General features: G+C 59.7%; 9 protein-coding genes and 3 rRNA genes. All 12 read right to left on the bottom strand.

Annotated elements, in window-relative coordinates; all coding sequences use genetic code 11:
• Window positions 1-34: 34 nt before the first annotated feature.
• Window positions 35-1018 carry an HAD-IIA family hydrolase gene (locus COCCU_RS06715; RefSeq protein WP_156230798.1) on the bottom strand — a complete coding sequence of 328 codons (984 nt, stop codon included), beginning with the start codon at window positions 1016-1018 and terminating at the stop codon, window positions 35-37.
• A 27-nt stretch (window positions 1019-1045) separates the two neighbouring features.
• Window positions 1046-2143, bottom strand: coding sequence for a tetratricopeptide repeat protein (locus COCCU_RS06710; RefSeq protein WP_156230797.1), 1098 nt, complete (start codon window positions 2141-2143; stop codon window positions 1046-1048).
• 276 nt (window positions 2144-2419) lie between these two features.
• A 5S ribosomal RNA gene (gene rrf, locus COCCU_RS06705) occupies window positions 2420-2537 on the bottom strand.
• Window positions 2538-2674: 137 nt separating this feature from the next.
• Window positions 2675-5749, bottom strand: a 23S ribosomal RNA gene (locus tag COCCU_RS06700).
• Window positions 5750-6108: 359 nt separating this feature from the next.
• A 16S ribosomal RNA gene (locus tag COCCU_RS06695) occupies window positions 6109-7625 on the bottom strand.
• Together the 16S, 23S and 5S rRNA genes form the textbook arrangement of a ribosomal RNA operon.
• Window positions 7626-8320: 695 nt before the next feature.
• A complete protein-coding gene (gene tyrS / locus COCCU_RS06690; protein WP_156230796.1) occupies window positions 8321-9586 on the bottom strand; it encodes a tyrosine--tRNA ligase in 1266 nt (421 codons plus the stop codon).
• A 94-nt stretch (window positions 9587-9680) separates the two neighbouring features.
• A complete protein-coding gene (locus tag COCCU_RS06685) occupies window positions 9681-9857 on the bottom strand; it encodes a Trm112 family protein (RefSeq protein ID WP_156230795.1) in 177 nt (58 codons plus the stop codon).
• A 6-nt stretch (window positions 9858-9863) separates the two neighbouring features.
• The gene (locus tag COCCU_RS06680) at window positions 9864-10073 is read right to left on the bottom strand and encodes a hypothetical protein (RefSeq protein WP_156230794.1); all 210 of its coding nucleotides are present in this window, start codon (window positions 10071-10073) and stop codon (window positions 9864-9866) included.
• A gap of 60 nt (window positions 10074-10133) precedes the next feature.
• Window positions 10134-11570: an argininosuccinate lyase gene (argH, locus tag COCCU_RS06675; RefSeq protein ID WP_156230793.1), complete on the bottom strand. Its 1437-nt coding sequence runs from the start codon at window positions 11568-11570 to the stop codon at window positions 10134-10136.
• Between the two features lie 33 nt (window positions 11571-11603).
• On the bottom strand, window positions 11604-12803 hold the full coding sequence (locus COCCU_RS06670) for an argininosuccinate synthase (protein WP_156230792.1): 1200 nt from the start codon (window positions 12801-12803) through the stop codon (window positions 11604-11606).
• Between the two features lie 78 nt (window positions 12804-12881).
• Window positions 12882-13385: an arginine repressor gene (locus COCCU_RS06665; protein ID WP_156230791.1), complete on the bottom strand. Its 504-nt coding sequence runs from the start codon at window positions 13383-13385 to the stop codon at window positions 12882-12884.
• Between the two features lie 37 nt (window positions 13386-13422).
• Window positions 13423-14388, bottom strand: coding sequence for an ornithine carbamoyltransferase (gene argF, locus COCCU_RS06660; RefSeq protein WP_197088455.1), 966 nt, complete (start codon window positions 14386-14388; stop codon window positions 13423-13425).
• Between the last annotated feature and the right edge of the window lie 57 nt (window positions 14389-14445).

Raw genomic sequence — 14445 nt, 5'->3', positions numbered from 1 at the left:
TCCGCCGAGGGTTCGCTGAACATGCGGCGGGGTTTCACCACCAGGTGGAGACGACCTTCTCAGCCGACTCACCCTCCCCACGGAAAGTTGCGAAACCCTCATGTTCCCAGGCCACCGACAAAGCTGTGCGCAATCCTTCCACCGGATCGCGGCTGTCCGCCCCACCGGAGAGCACCAACTCAGCACCCTCCACGCGGGCATGAAAACCACCCTGGGCACCGGGACGCAGTTCATCGGCCTCGCAATGCAGATCTCTCAGGGAAGCGGCGATGAAAGTCGGTCGCTGATGTGCCGGGGCACGAAGCAGCTCCTTGGGTCCACTGACACCTGTGAGCACCTGGAAAGTATCCATTCCGGCGGCATTACCACCCTCGATATCGGTGTTGAGGCGATCCCCGACCGCCAGGGGACGACTGACTCCCAGGTGTCGGGCCGCAGACCGGAACATCGCCGGCCCGGGTTTTCCCGCGGATTCCGGAGTGACACCGGTGGCACTGACCAGCGCGGCCACCATGGAACCATTTCCCACCATCAGACCCCGCTCGGTAGGCAGGGAGGAATCGAGATTGGAGGCGAAATAGCGGGCCCCGGCATGGATGGCCAGCGCACCCTCGGAAAGCTGGGCCCAATTCGTTTCAGGGTTGTGGCCATGCAGCACAGCCACCGGCTGATCGTCGGCAGAGTCCACCACACGGTAGCCCGCGGCAGTTGCCAGCGCACGGAAAGAATCAGTGCCCAGGATGAGCACCTTATCCCCCGGCTGCAGATGCTGCGAGGCAAGCTCAATGGCAGCCTGCGCCGAAGTGAGCACATCGGTGGTCCGCACCGAATCCAGGCCGATTGCCCGGAGTTTCTCGGCGACCACCTCAGGTGCCCGGGAGGCGTTATTGGTCACGTAGATACCGGGAACGGGTGAGCCGTTGATGGTTTCCACCGCCCCCGAGATGGCCCGGCCTCCTTCCCAGACAGTTCCGTCCAGGTCAAGTAATAGCGCGTCGTACTCACTCAACAGACTCATGGGCACAATCCTAGTTCACCGCTCGGACTAACCCAGCTCTGCCAGGCGCTCCTTGGAGTCGGTCAGCTCGAACTCATCAATCGCGATGGCATGCTCGAACCACTTCTTGGACTCTTCCCCGCGACCTGCCAGCACCAGCGCATTGGCATAAGCGTAGGAAAGTCGCAGGGCGGTCACACCAGTGGTGTTGACATCCGGATTCTCCCGCTGCAGCACCACCACGGCGGAGTCAAACTGCTCCAGATCCTGTCGAGCACCAGCCATGACAATCGCCAGCTCAACTTTGGACTCGTGATCCAACTGATCAACTTCATCGGAATTGCCGAGTTCCAGAGCCTTTTCCGGACGGCCCAGGCCACGCTCAGAATCGGCCATGACGGCCAGAAGACCGGGTCCACCACTCATCCGGCGGGCGGCACGGAGCTCAGAAAGAGCTTCCTTCCATTCCCCGGCGTGATAAGCGGCGATGCCACAGGTTTCACGGGCGACAGCCACGCGGCCAGCACGGTCTTTGGCGGCCCGGGCGTGACGAAGCGCAAGCTGCGGATCATCATCCATCAGTACGGCTGCCATGATCATGTGCTTGGCCACAGCATCCGCGTTATCACGGGAAAGGACACGCAGATCCTGCAGCACCATCGGATCAAGTTCCTTGATATCGATGCCACTGGGCAAATCTGGTTCCGCCATACGCTTACTCAGGCGTTCCTCGCGGAAACCGGAGCGCTGCGGACGCAGATCCCGCTCATCGCGGTCCGTACCGCCACGCTGTGCATGTTGACGCTCGGGGCCACGACCGCCACGATCATCACGGCGGTCATTATCACGGTGGGGACGTCCACCGCGGTTGCCCTGCGGAGCACCACGACGATCATCACTGCCACCGCGGTGCGGACGACCGGCACGATCTCCCTGCGGAGCACCACGACGATCATCACGGGAATCACGATTCCCCTGATAACCACCACGATCATCACGACGCTGACCCTGGGGACGGTCCTGACTGCCACCCTCGCGGCGAGGGCGACCCCCGCCGTAGTTCGATCCACCGGAGGGACTGCGCCGAGGAGCGCCATCGCCCCGACGGTCATCGGATCGGTGTTCGCGAGATTGGCCTTCAGACATTCAGTTAACTCTTTCTCATGAGGGACAGGAGACGCAGGAATGAACCTGTATATATCTCCATAATTCTACCCACTTCCAGGGCATGGTAGATAATTCCCCGGAAGTGGCCGCCGGCGCCGTTTATCCGGGGCCGGGCCAGCGGCATCACCCCGCTGTTATGAGCCCCTTTCTCATGGCCGGGTTTAACGGTCTGAAAGGGGCATAAAAAAAGGGGAAGGGCCTGTCTGTCACGAACATTGTCCGTGAAAGAAAGACCCTTCCCCACATGAAGTTAAAGGTTGGCAGCGACCTACTCTCCCACACCCTCCCAGGTGCAGTACCATCAGCGCGAACGGGCTTAGCTTCCGGGTTCGGAAAGGGACCGGGCGTGACCCCGCCGCAATAAACCACCAACACACTCAAACAACACGAACCAACCACACCCCACGGTGGGGTGCGTGTCGTGTCAGACACTGCACAGTGGACGCGAAGCAACCCTCAAGATCACTCGTTACAAGTTACGCACAACCACCAACCCCAAGGGCCAGCAGATATATGTGTGTTATCGGTAAATTAGTACCGGTCACCTCCACACCTTACGATGCGTCCAGATCCGGCCTATCAACCCCATAATCTATAGGGAACCTCAAAAGAAACCTCATCTCAAAACAGGCTTCCCGCTTAGATGCTTTCAGCGGTTATCCCTCCCGTACGTAGCCAACCAGCCCTGCCCCTGGCGGAACAACTGGCACACTAGAGGTACGTCCGTCCCGGTCCTCTCGTACTAGGGACAGCCTTCTTCAAGTTTCAACGCGCACGGCGGATAGAGACCGAACTGTCTCACGACGTTCTAAACCCAGCTCGCGTGCCGCTTTAATGGGCGAACAGCCCAACCCTTGGGACCTACTCCAGCCCCAGGATGCGACGAGCCGACATCGAGGTGCCAAACCATCCCGTCGATATGGACTCTTGGGGAAGATCAGCCTGTTATCCCCGGGGTACCTTTTATCCGTTGAGCGACACCACATCCACAAGTAGGTGCCGGATCACTAGTCCCGACTTTCGTCCCTGTTCGAGCTGTCACTCTCACAGTCAAGCTCCCTTGTGCACTTACACTCACCACCTGATTACCAACCAGGCTGAGGAAACCTTTGGGCGCCTCCGTTACCATTTAGGAGGCAACCGCCCCAGTTAAACTACCCACCAGGCACTGTCCCCAACCCAGATCATGGGCCAAAGTTAGATGTTCAATCCGATCAGAGTGGTATTTCAACAACGACTCCCACACAACTAGCGTCATGTGATCTAAGTCTCCCACCTATCCTACACAAACCGAACCGAACACCAATACCAAGCTATAGTGAAGGTCCCGGGGTCTTTTCGTCCTGCCGCGCGTAACGAGCATCTTTACTCGTACTGCAATTTCACCGGGCCTGTGGTTGAGACAGCAGGGAAGTCGTTACGCCATTCGTGCAGGTCGGAACTTACCCGACAAGGAATTTCGCTACCTTAGGATGGTTATAGTTACCACCGCCGTTTACTGGGGCTTAAATTCTCAGCTTCGCCCATAAATGAGCTAACCGGTCCTCTTAACCTTCCAGCACCGGGCAGGCGTCAGTCCGTATACCTCAACTTAAACGTTTTCGCACGGACCTGTGTTTTTAATAAACAGTCGCTTCCCTCTATTCTCTGCGACCACAACCAGCTCAAGGTGTAAAACCCGTCACCAGCCATGGCCCCCCTTCTCCCGAAGTTACGGGGGCATTTTGCCGAGTTCCTTAACCACAGTTCACCCGAACGCCTTAGTATTCTCTACCTGACTACCTGTGTCGGTTTAGGGTACGGGCCGAATGTGCACTCGCTAGAGGCTTTTCTCGACAGTACAGGATCACCAACATCACCCCGAAGGGCTACGCATCACGCCTCACACACCTGGGCCGGCGGATTTACCTACCAACCCGTGCTACACGCTTACACCACAATCCAATAAGTGGCTCGGCTACCTCACTGCGTCACCCCATCACTTAGCTACTACCAGCTCAGGCTCCACGCACGCCCCGACAGACACCATCAAAGATGACATCCGAAGGATTATGGGTGGTTAGTATCACTGATTCACCATGGGCGCACACACTCGGGTACGGGAATATCAACCCGTTATCCATCGACTACGCCTGACGGCCTCGCCTTAGGCCCCGACTCACCCTGGGAAGACGAACTTGACCCAGGAACCCTTAGTCATCCGGCGGATGAGATTCTCACTCATCAATTCGTTACTCATGCCTGCATTCTCACTCGCACACAGTCCACACCCGGTCACCCAAGCGCTTCACCCCGTGCACGACGCTCCCCTACCCAATAATATAAATATCATTGCCGCGGCTTCGGCGGTGTACTTGAGCCCCACTACATTGTCGGCGCAGAACCACTCGACCAGTGAGCTATTACGCACTCTTTCAAGGATGGCTGCTTCTAAGCCAACCTCCTGGCTGTCTTCGCGATCCCACATCCTTTTCCACTTAGTACACCCTTAGGGGCCTTAACCGGCGATCTGGGCTGTTTCCCTCTCGACTATGAAGCTTATCCCCCACAGTCTCACTGCTGCGCTAACTTAAACCGGCATTCGGAGTTTGGCTGACATTGCTAAGATTGTAGTCCCGCTCAACCAACCAGTAGCTCTACCTCCGGCAAGCACCACACAACGCTGCACCTAAATGCATTTCGGGGAGAACCAGCTATCACGGAGTTTGATTGGCCTTTCACCCCTACCCACAACTCATCCCCTCAGTTTTCAACCTAAGTGGGTTCGCGCCTCCACGACGTCTTACCATCGCTTCACACTGGCCATGGGTAGATCACCCCGCTTCGGGTCCAGGACATGCCACTAAAACACACTAGTTAGTATTCGCTTTCGCTACGACTACCCCACTCAACGGGTTAACCTCGCGACATGCCGCTGACTCGCAGGCTCATTCTTCAAAAGGCACGCCATCACCTATTACAGCTCTGACGGATTGTAAGCACACGGTTTCAGGTACTATTTCACTCCCCTCCCGGGGTACTTTTCACCATTCCCTCACGGTACTAATCCGCTATCGGTCATACTGAGTATTCAGGCTTACCGGGTGGTCCCGGCAGATTCACAGCAGATTCCACGAGCCCGCTGCTACTCGGGACATAAACAACAAGAAACACAGTGTCTTCACGTACGGGACTCTCACCCTCTCCGGCAGGTCATCCCAAACCACTTCCGCTAACACCGTGCACCCTGCGCCCGGCTGGTAGACCAGACACGCTTAAATCCCACAACCCCCACAATGCAACCCCTACCAGGTATCACACATCACAGGTTTAGCCACTAATCCATTTTCGCTCGCCGCTACTCACGGAATCACTATTGTTTTCTTTTCCTGCGGGTACTGAGATGTTTCACTTCCCCGCGTAACCCCCACAACCACTATGAATTCATGGAAGGGTGACCGCCCATAACGACAGCCGGGTTTCCCCATTCGGACATCCTCGGATCAACGCTTAGTTGGCAACTCCCCGAGGCATAACGCAGCCTCTCACGTCCTTCATCGGCTCAGTATGCCAAGGCATCCACCGTGTGCCCTTAAAAAACACACACAAAACTTCTATCACGACAAGGTCGCGATGAAATTGCTTACTTACAACAAGAATAAAGATGCTCGCGTCCACTATACAGTTCTCACACAACACACCACCCACCACCACACACCCCACCCGAAGACGAGACACCTGATACGTAGATGATCAGTCACGGAACAAAAATGTTGTCCCAGACACCCAACAGCATGCCACCCCACCACCGTCAGACAGTGAGTTATCTTTTGCTCATCGACCACGCATCCAAGCGTGGGGAATCATATCCACCCGATTAAAATGCCGGCGGGCCAACAAACGTGACCACCAACCGGTGTACCCCACCCACACAGTGGATGAAAGGATTTTCTAAAGCTCCTTAGAAAGGAGGTGATCCAGCCGCACCTTCCGGTACGGCTACCTTGTTACGACTTCGTCCCAATCGCCGATCCCACCTTCGACAGCTCCCCCCTTACGGTTGGGCCACTGGCTTCGGGTGTTACCAACTTTCATGACGTGACGGGCGGTGTGTACAAGGCCCGGGAACGTATTCACCGCAGCGTTGCTGATCTGCGATTACTAGCGACTCCGACTTCATGGGGTCGAGTTGCAGACCCCAATCCGAACTGAGGCCGGCTTTGAAGGATTAGCTTACCCTCACGGGTTCGCGACCTGCTGTACCGACCATTGTAGCATGTGTGAAGCCCTGGACATAAGGGGCATGATGATTTGACGTCATCCCCACCTTCCTCCGAGTTGACCCCGGCAGTTTCTCATGAGTCCCCACCATAACGTGCTGGCAACATAAGACAAGGGTTGCGCTCGTTGCGGGACTTAACCCAACATCTCACGACACGAGCTGACGACAACCATGCACCACCTGTGAACCAGCCACAAGGGAAGACGTATCTCTACGCCGATCTGGTCCATGTCAAGCCCAGGTAAGGTTCTTCGCGTTGCATCGAATTAATCCACATGCTCCGCCGCTTGTGCGGGCCCCCGTCAATTCCTTTGAGTTTTAGCCTTGCGGCCGTACTCCCCAGGCGGGGCGCTTAATGCGTTAGCTACGGCACAGAAGACGTGGAAGTCCCCTACACCTAGCGCCCACCGTTTACGGCATGGACTACCAGGGTATCTAATCCTGTTCGCTACCCATGCTTTCGCTCCTCAGCGTCAGTTACTGCCCAGAGACCTGCCTTCGCCATTGGTGTTCCTCCTGATATCTGCGCATATCACCGCTACACCAGGAATTCCAGTCTCCCCTACAGCACTCAAGTTATGCCCGTATCGCCTGCACGCCCGGAGTTAAGCCCCGGAATTTCACAGACGACGCGACAAACCACCTACGAGCTCTTTACGCCCAGTAATTCCGGACAACGCTCGCACCCTACGTATTACCGCGGCTGCTGGCACGTAGTTAGCCGGTGCTTCTTATCCAGGTACCGTCACCTTGCGGCTTCGTCCCTGGCGAAAGGAGTTTACAACCCGAAGGCCTTCATCCCCCACGCGGCGTCGCTGCATCAGGCTTCCGCCCATTGTGCAATATTCCCCACTGCTGCCTCCCGTAGGAGTCTGGGCCGTATCTCAGTCCCAATGTGGCCGTCCACCCTCTCAGGCCGGCTACCCGTCGACGCCTTGGTAGGCCATTACCCCACCAACAAGCTGATAGGCCGCGAGCTCATCCCACACCGAAAAATCTTTCCACCACACCTCCACGATGCGGTCCTATCCGGTATTAGACCCAGTTTCCCAGGCTTATCCCGAAGTGCGGGGCAGATCACCCACGTGTTACTCACCCGTTCGCCACTCGAGTACCCCCGAAGGGGCCTTTCCGTTCGACTTGCATGTGTTAAGCACGCCGCCAGCGTTCGTCCTGAGCCAGGATCAAACTCTCCATAAAAGACAACCAACACCCCGAAGGACGCCGATCAATCAGACTGAAAAGCCCGACAACCTGACAAACAAACCACGACCCACCCCCCAGAAAGAGGAACAGGCCACTGGCAATTCATCCAAAAAATTACTGATCAACCATCAGACCCCCCCTTCCCTGACGGGGAAAAACAAACGGGGATCCGACATAAAAACTTAGTCAACCATACCGACTGACCCCACCCCGAAAGATGCGGCCCATGATTTACAGTGCAAGCAACGATCTCTCACACCCGGTATGACCCGACCCACCACACCCAAACCGGATGCAGGCAGGCCACGACAAACAAAAAATAAAATGGCACACTATTGAGTTCTCACACAACATTCACACACAGCACTCACACCCATTATCATGGGGCAGGTGTTTCTGCGGCTGAATTGCAACCCTACTCCCGACATTCAGAGAATGTCAACTTCGGGTTCATCTTCGCTTCAACTCGGTGTAACACCTCGTTGCGGCGACAGGGCATTAATCTACATACCTTCCCGATTTCCCACAAATCACCAGGTCAAAGCATTAATCCCCCGAACACCTGGTGGTGTCCGGGGGATTAATGCCGGGATGGGCACAAACTCCAGCGTTTAAAAGAGCTTCATTTCAGTGGAGCCACTTCCCTATTTGTCTTTAATTTCTGGGAGATAGCTCGGGAGACAGCTCTTTCAGCCGTTAACCTTCACGCCGGCGAAGTTCTTCTTGCCTCGGCGCAGCACCAGCCACTTGTCATGCAGAAGGTCTGATGCCGCCGGCTCCCAGGACTCATCCTCAATGCGGGCGTTATTGACGTAGGCGCCACCTTCCTTAACGGCGCGGCGTGCCTCACCCTTGGACTTGCTCAGCCCAGCAGCCACCAGCAGGTCAACGATGCTGCGCTCATCGCCGCTGTTGAGCTCGACGATCTCAGTCTCGGAAACAGCGGAAGCCAGGGTCGCTTCATCCAGGTCTGCCAGCTCGGCCCGACCGAAGAGTGCCTGGGAGGCGAGTTCAACTGCCTGGGTGGCATCTTCACCATGAACCAGGTTGGTCATCTCGCGGGCCAGTCGCTTCTGGGCCTCCCGCTTGAAGGGACGCTCGGCGACCTCGACCTCCAGCTCGGCGAGTTCTTCGCGGGAAAGGAAGGTGAACCAGCGCAGGTAACGGATGACATCGGCATCACCGGTGTTGATGAAGTACTGGTACCAGGTGTACGGGCTGGTCATCTCAGGATCCAGCCAGAGGCTGCCCCCACCGGTGGACTTGCCGAACTTCTTGCCCTCGGAGTCAGTGACCAGCGGAACGGTCAGCGCGTGGACGGATTCACCACGGACGCGACGGACCAGGTCGACACCGGCAACCAGGTTGCCCCACTGGTCACCCCCGCCGACCTGCAGCACGCAGTTGTAGTTGTCGTGCAGCTGCACATAATCGTTGGCCTGCAGCAGCATGTAGGAGAACTCGGTGTAGGAGATGCCGTCATTCTCGAGGCGACGTTTGACGGTGTCACGGCCGAGCATGGTGTTCAGGGGGAAGTGCTTGCCGATGTCACGCAGGAAGGTGATCACCGAGAGATCCTTGGTCCAGTCATTGTTGTTGACCAGTTCGGCGGAGTTCTCACCCTTGAAGGAAACGAAGCGCTGCAGCTGCCCGGAGATACGGCCAGCCCAGTCCTTCACGGTGTCGGCGTCATTCATGCTGCGCTCCCCGACATCACGGGGATCACCGATCATGCCGGTGGCGCCACCCGCCAGAACCAGGGGCCGGTGGCCAGCCTGCTGGAAACGGGCCAGCATCAGCAGCGGAACCAGGTGGCCGGCGTGGAGGGAGGGGCCGGTCGGGTCAAAACCGCAGTAGAGGGTGATCGTTCCTTCCTCGGTGGCCTTGCGTAGTGCTTCGAGGTCGGTGGACTGGTTGATCAGGCCGCGCCACTGGAGTTCTTCAATGATGTTCATGGTGGGGATGTTCCTTATGGGAATGATGGGGTCTTCGAGGGAAATGTGGATCTTCACCGCATCCCCGGGGAGGGGTGGGCGTCGATAAGCGCGCTTAGGGCTTGGGCCAGGGGGTGGCTTCGTCGATGAGCAGCACCGGGATCCCATCGTCGATGCGATAGGCGAGCTTCAGTCGCTTATTCACCAGGACCTGCTCATCTTCCAGATACTCCAGCGGGCCCTTGTCCTTGGGACAGGCGAGGACATCCAGCAATTTCGGATCAAGACTCATGGTGGCTCATCTTACCTGGCGGCCGGAACCCGGCTGATCGAGACCCTGTCCCGGCCAGGAAGTCAGGCGGAGCATGTCACGGTGGTTCGCCAGGGCGCGGACATTGTTCTCCCCGATGGCGGTGCGGATTTCCTCGCTTTCACTGTGTGGCAGCTTCAGCGAATCAATGGTCGGCCGGAGCCGAAGAGGGGAAGACCAGGACTGAGAGCCCCGCAACAGGAGAAAACCGGGGGTGGATCGTGCTCGCCACCCCCGGTTCTCATGCTTCAGTTCTGATTAGTTGGCGCGCACCGGGGTGTTCGCCCACTCCTTGGCTGCAGCCGAAGCTGCCGCCACCCGTTCCCGCTGCTCGGTCACCCGCACACCGGCGGTGCCGCCCTTGGTGGAACGGGATGCCACGGCACCATCAATGGTCAGGACATCACGTACCTCCGGGGTCAGTCGCTTATCGACGCCCGCGAGCTCCTCATCGCTGAGGTCCACCAGGCCCACGCCGCGCTGCTCGGCGATGCGCACGCAGGCACCCGAGGCCTCATGGGCCTCGCGGAAGGGCACTCCCTGCCGGACCATCCACTCCGCCAGATCAGTGGCCAGGGTGAAACCGGCCGGGGCCAGCTCCCGCATCCGCGTTTCATTGAAGCGCAGGGTGGAGACCAGTCCGGTCATCGCCGGCAGCAGCAGCCGCAGCTGGGCCACCGAATCGACGATGGGCTCCTTATCCTCCTGCAGGTCACGGTTATAGGCCAGCGGCAGCGCCTTGAGCGTGGCCATGAGGCCAGCCAGGTTGCCGATCAGTCGGCCGGTCTTGCCACGGGTCAGCTCCGGGATGTCCGGGTTCTTCTTCTGCGGCATGATCGAGCTGCCGGTCGACCACTGGTCGGCCAGGGTGACGTAGTTGAACTCCGGGGTGCACCAGGCGATGACTTCCTCGGAGAGCCGCGACATGTCGACCGCGATCTGGGCCAGCACGAAAGCAGCCTCAGAGGCGAAGTCCCGCGATGAGGTGGCGTCGAGGGAGTTGTCGGCCGCGGCATCGAAGCCGAGCTCCTCGGCAATGGCCTCCGGGTTCAGAGCCAGCGAGGAACCGGCCAGGGCACCGGAGCCATAGGGTGAGATCGCCAGTCGCTTATCCAGGTCCTTCAGACGGTCGATATCACGCAGCAGGGGGTGTGCGTGGGCCAGCAGCTGGTGTGCCAGCAGCACCGGCTGGGCCGCCTGGAAGTGGGTCTTGCCCGGCATGATCGCATCCGGGTGGGCCTCCGCCTGTGCGACGAGGGCGTCGACAAGCTCACTGACACCGAGTGCGGTGTCTCGGATGGCATCGCGCACCCACATGCGGAAGAGGGTGGCCACCTGGTCATTGCGGGAACGTCCCGCGCGCAGACGGCCGCCGACCTCAGGGCCGACGACGTCGATCAGACCACGTTCCATTGCACCGTGGACATCCTCATCGCTGGGCAGGGGGCGGAACTCCCCGCTGGCGACCTTGGCACCCAGCTCATCCAGACCATTGAGCATGGTCTCCAGATCGGCGTCGCTGAGCAGCTGGGCTGAGTGCAGGACCTTGGCGTGCGCCTTGGAGGCCAGCACATCATAGGGGGCGAGCACCCAGTCGAAGTGGGTGGACACACTCAGTGCGAACATCGCCTCCGAAGGGCCACCGGAGAATCGGCCACCCCACAGGGCACCTTCATTGGTTCCGTGCTTTTCCATCTGGGTACTCCCCTTCCTATCTCTACGAAGTGCTTAGTTGGCGTCGCGGTCGCGCTTGTTGGCGATCTTGGAGGACAGCCCGTGCAGTTCGACGAAGCCCTTGGCCAGGGTCTGGTCGAAGGTGTCACCGGTGTCGTAGGTGGCCAGGTTGAAGTCGTAGAGGGAGTGGCTGGAACGACGTCCGTTGACGGTGATCGCACCGGCGTGCAGCACCAGGCGGATATCACCGGTGACATGCTCCTGGGTGGAGTCGATGAAGGCATCCAGGGAGCGCTTCAGCGGGCCGAACCACAGACCGTCGTAGACCTCCTCGGACCAGCGGGCGTCGATGCCGCGCTTGTAGCGCGCCAGCTCACGCTCGATGGTGACATCCTCCAGGGCCTCGTGGGCCTTGATCAGGGTCAGCGCACCCGGTGCCTCGTAGATCTCGCGGGACTTGATGCCCACCAGGCGGTCCTCGACCATGTCCAGGCGGCCCACACCCTGGGCGCCGGCGCGACGGTTGAGCTCCTCGATGGCCTGCAGGACGGTGACGGGACGGCCGTCGATGGCGACCGGCTTACCGGCCTCGAAGGAGATGATCAGCTCATCGGGGGCGTTGCCCAGGGCCGGATCCTCGGTGTAGGCGTAGATGTCCTTGGTCGGGGCGTTCCACAGGTCCTCGAGGTAACCGGTCTCGATGGCGCGGCCCCAGACGTTCTGGTCGATGGAGAAGGGGGACTTGACGGACTGCTCGATCGGAACGTTGTTCTCCTCAGCGAAGGCGATGGCCTTGTCCCGGGTCCAGGCGAAGTCACGTGCCGGGGCGATGATCTTCAGGTCCGGGTCGGTGTCCATGAAACCGACCTCGAAGCGGACCTGGTCATTGCCCTTGCCGGTGCAGCCGTGGGCGACGTGGGTGCCGCCGAACTGCTTGCCGGCCTCCACGAGGTGCTTGACGATCAGCGGCCGGGAGATGGCGGAGACCAGGGGGTACTGCTTCATGTACATGCCGTTGGCCTTGATGGTCGGCAGGCAGTACTCCTCGGCGAACTCATCCTTGGCGTCAATGACGATGGACTCGGCGGCGCCGGCATCGATGGCGCGCTGGCGCACGGACTCCATGTCCTCGCCACCCTGGCCCAGGTCCAGGGAGACGGCGATAACTTCGCCCTCGATCATCTTCTTCAGGTACGGGATGGCGACGGTGGTGTCGAGGCCGCCGGAGTATGCGAGCACGATGCGGTTGGTCATGTAGGTCTCCTATCAGGTGTGGTGATTCCACGGCAGCGGGAATCCCAGTCTTGTTCAATGTTTCAGTCTAGCGGGGGCCTAGCGTTTGCTGAGCAGTTCCCCCAGCTCCCGGCCGGTCATCGGGTGACGGGCCAGGACGAAGATGGTGTCATCGCCGGCGATACAGCCGACGATCTCGTTCATTCCGACCCGGTCGATGAAGCTGGCCAGGTATTGTGCGGCCCCCGGTGGGGTTCGCAGCACCGCGATGCTCCCGGAGTGATCCACCGAGACCACCAGGTCGTCGAGCATGCGGCGGAGCTTCTCCCGGGGCCCACTCAACTGCTCCGCCAGGGCCTGCTCGACGGGGCCGACCGCATAGAAGGCCCGGCCCCCGTCCTCGGGACGGATCTTCTTCGCACCCAGCTCATCCAGGTCCCGGGAGAGGGTGGCCTGGGTGATGTCGATTCCCTCATCCAGCAACAGCTCCGAGAGCTGTACCTGGGAGTAGACCCGGGTCTTCTCCAGGACGGAGAGGATGCGGGCCTGCCGCGCGGTGCGGGTGACCTGTGCAGTGGCACCGTGGTTCTTATCACCGCTCATGGGGGGCAAAGTATTCCTTTCCTCTGTCTGCGGCACTTCAGGCCTGGGTGGTGGGCTGGTTCTCCAGCAGCCACACCAGCAGTGCCTTCTGTGCGTGGAGGCGGTTCTCCGCCTCATCAAAGACCCGGGAACGCGGGCCGTCGATGACCTCGGCGGTGACTTCATTGCCCCGGTAGGCCGGCAGGCAGTGCAGGAAGATGGCCTCCTCCCCCGCCCTTGCCATGACCTCCTCAGTGACCTGGTAGGGCAGGAAGGGGGTGCGACGGTCCAGTCCGTCATTCTCCATGCCCATGGACACCCAGGTGTCGGTGATGACCACTGCGGCACCTGCGACCTCATCGAGGGAATCGCTGACGGTGACGGTGACACCGGTTTCCAGGGCGCGGCGCCGGGCGCGTTCCACGAACTCCGGCTTCGGCTGGAAACCTTCCGGGGCGATGATGGAGATGTCCATGCCGGCGGTGGCGAAACCGATCATGTAGCTGTTGGCCATGTTGTTGTCGCCGTCACCGAGGTAGACCGCCTTCTTGCCGCGCAGGCCGGCCGGGCCCTGCTCCGGGCAGATATTTTCCACACAGGTCTGCAGATCCGCCAGGATCTGGCAGGGGTGGAGATCATCGGTCAGGGCGTTGACGATCGGCACGGTGGCGGTCTCCGCCATGTCCGTGAGGTTGGACTGGGCATAGGTGCGCCAGACGATGGCCTCCACGAAGCGGGAGAGCACCGCACCGGTGTCCTGGTAGGACTCGCCCTTACCCATCTGGCTGCTGCCGGAGTCCACCACGATGGCATGTCCACCGAGGTGGGCGATACCGGCGTCGAAGGAGAAGCGGGTGCGGGTGGAGGTCTTGTCGAAGAGCACCGCCACCGAGAGCGGTCCCTCCAGTGGACGGCGGGACAGCGGTGCCTGCTTCAGTTCCGCTGCCAGCTGCAGCACCTCCGCCTGCTCGGCGGGGCTCAGATCATCATCGGCGAGAAAATGCCGTACTGGGGGTGTGCTCATTATTCCTCTGTTTCTGGGAGGGGTGGGGGTTATTCCGGGGAAGGTACAGCGGTGCGG

Source organism: Corynebacterium occultum, from assembly GCF_009734425.1.
GTDB lineage: Bacteria > Actinomycetota > Actinomycetes > Mycobacteriales > Mycobacteriaceae > Corynebacterium > Corynebacterium occultum.
This window is presented reverse-complemented; position numbering and strand designations above follow the sequence as displayed.

Coding starts and splice junctions, on each gene's coding strand:
- COCCU_RS06710 (WP_156230797.1), bottom strand. CDS start 2,143: ATGTCTGAAGGCCAATCTCGCGAACACCGATCCGATGACCGTCGGGGC.
- argF (WP_197088455.1), bottom strand. CDS start 14,388: ATGAGCACACCCCCAGTACGGCATTTTCTCGCCGATGATGATCTGAGC.
- COCCU_RS06715 (WP_156230798.1), bottom strand. CDS start 1,018: ATGAGTCTGTTGAGTGAGTACGACGCGCTATTACTTGACCTGGACGGA.
- COCCU_RS06665 (WP_156230791.1), bottom strand. CDS start 13,385: ATGAGCGGTGATAAGAACCACGGTGCCACTGCACAGGTCACCCGCACC.
- COCCU_RS06670 (WP_156230792.1), bottom strand. CDS start 12,803: ATGACCAACCGCATCGTGCTCGCATACTCCGGCGGCCTCGACACCACC.
- argH (WP_156230793.1), bottom strand. CDS start 11,570: ATGGAAAAGCACGGAACCAATGAAGGTGCCCTGTGGGGTGGCCGATTC.
- tyrS (WP_156230796.1), bottom strand. CDS start 9,586: ATGAACATCATTGAAGAACTCCAGTGGCGCGGCCTGATCAACCAGTCC.
- COCCU_RS06685 (WP_156230795.1), bottom strand. CDS start 9,857: ATGAGTCTTGATCCGAAATTGCTGGATGTCCTCGCCTGTCCCAAGGAC.